The sequence below is a fragment of the Pseudomonas sp. P5_A2_2 genome (genome assembly GCF_054177685.1).
In genome coordinates this window covers 1-1,873 of sequence record NZ_JBGCUL010000871.1, presented here as the reverse complement: position 1 = coordinate 1,873, position 1,873 = coordinate 1, and the positions used below count along the sequence as shown (strand labels likewise).

At 58.0% G+C, this 1,873-nt stretch carries 2 protein-coding genes; one reads left to right on the top strand and one right to left on the bottom strand.

The window, feature by feature from the left end; genetic code table 11:
* On the top strand, positions 1-1,288 hold a 1,288-nt coding region (locus ACXRVY_RS26760), incomplete at its 5' end, for a DegQ family serine endoprotease (protein ID WP_458238702.1).
* Between the two features lie 77 nt (positions 1,289-1,365).
* On the opposite strand, the gene ACXRVY_RS26755 is transcribed toward ACXRVY_RS26760, so the two are convergent.
* Positions 1,366-1,873, bottom strand: a 508-nt coding sequence (locus ACXRVY_RS26755) for a tetratricopeptide repeat protein (protein ID WP_458238701.1), incomplete at its 5' end; no start/stop codon positions are given.

Below are 1,873 nucleotides of genomic sequence, written 5' to 3'. Positions count from 1 at the left end.
CATCAGTACCACGCAAAAGCTGCCGGATCGCCAAGTCAGCCAGCAAATGCCCGACCTCGAAGGCTTGCCGCCTATGCTGCGCGAATTCTTCGAGCGAGGCATGCCGCCGCAATCGCGTTCACCTCGCGACCGTCAGCGCGAGGCAACTTCCCTGGGGTCGGGTTTCATCATCTCTACTGATGGCTATATCCTGACCAACAACCACGTGATCGCCGATGCTGACGAAATCCTCGTCCGCCTGGCTGATCGCAGCGAAATGAAAGCCAAGCTGATCGGTACCGATCCACGTTCCGACGTGGCGCTGCTGAAAATCGAAGGCAAGGATCTGCCAGTGCTGAAGCTCGGTAAATCCCAGGACCTGAAGGCTGGCCAATGGGTTGTCGCGATTGGTTCGCCATTCGGCTTTGACCACACGGTGACCCAGGGCATCGTCAGTGCCGTCGGTCGCAGCCTGCCGAACGAAAACTATGTACCGTTCATCCAGACCGACGTACCGATCAACCCGGGTAACTCGGGCGGCCCGCTGTTCAACCTGAACGGTGAGGTGGTCGGGATCAACTCGCAGATCTACACCCGCTCCGGTGGCTTCATGGGTGTGTCGTTTGCGATCCCGATCGACGTGGCCATGGATGTTTCCAATCAGCTGAAATCCGGTGGAAAAGTCAGCCGAGGCTGGCTGGGTGTCGTGATTCAGGAAGTCAGCAAGGACCTGGCCGAGTCGTTCGGTCTGGAGAAGCCGGCGGGTGCGCTGGTTGCTCAGATTCAGGATGATGGCCCGGCTGCCAAGGGTGGCCTGCAAGTCGGCGACGTGATCCTGAGCATGAACGGTCAGCCAATCGTCATGTCGGCCGACCTGCCGCATCTCGTTGGTGCGTTGAAGGCTGGCGCAAAAGCCAATCTGGAAGTGATTCGTGACGGCAAGCGCAAGAAAGTCGAGCTGACCGTCGGTGCCATTCCGGAAGAAGCTAAAGAGCTGGATGCCGAGCCAAAATCCAGCATCGAGCGCAGTAGCAATCGCCTCGGTGTTTCTGTGGTCGAGTTGACTGACGACCAGAAGAAAACCTATGACCTCAAAGGCGGTGTGATGATCAAGGAAGTGCAGGACGGTCCTGCCGCCATGATCGGCTTGCAGCCGGGTGATGTGATCACCCACCTGAACAACCAGGCCATCGGTTCCACCAAGGAGTTCGCGGACATCGCCAAGGCGCTGCCAAAGAACCGCTCGGTGTCGATGCGGGTACTGCGTCAGGGTCGAGCGAGCTTCATCACCTTCAAACTGGCTGAATAACCCGGTAGTTGGTTGAATAAAAAACCGCCTCGAAAGAGGCGGTTTTTTTGTGTCCGGACTTTTTGTCTGCGAGGGCGTCAGCCCATCATGTCCTTGATCATGCGCTCTTGTTCCATCAGCTCACGTTGCCGTGCGTCGATCCGCGAAGACAGCGGGAAGTTCGTGCCGGCCTTGCGTTTGGCGAAGTCCAGTTGCTGAATGGCCTGTTTATAGTCCCCGACCAGTGCAAAGTATTCGGCGCGAGCCTGATGCAAGCCGATGATATTGCCTGACAGGCCGCGTGTCTCGGCAACCTGATACCACACGTCCGGATCATCCGGGCGGGACTTGAGCAGGCCTTCGAGGGCTTTCTCCGCATCCGCAGTACGGTTCTGCTTGAGCAGCAGGTCGACTCGAATCTGGTTCAGCGGGTAGTTGCCAGCGTATTGGCCCATCAACCGGTCAACCCGGGACTGGGCATCGGGCAGGCGATTGTTGGTRATGTCCAGATCCACCTGAGCCAGGTTGTAGATGATTTCGTTGGGTGCCTTGGCCAGCAACTGCTTGAGGTTTTCCCGTGCTTCGTTCAGTTGGCCGCCCTTGATC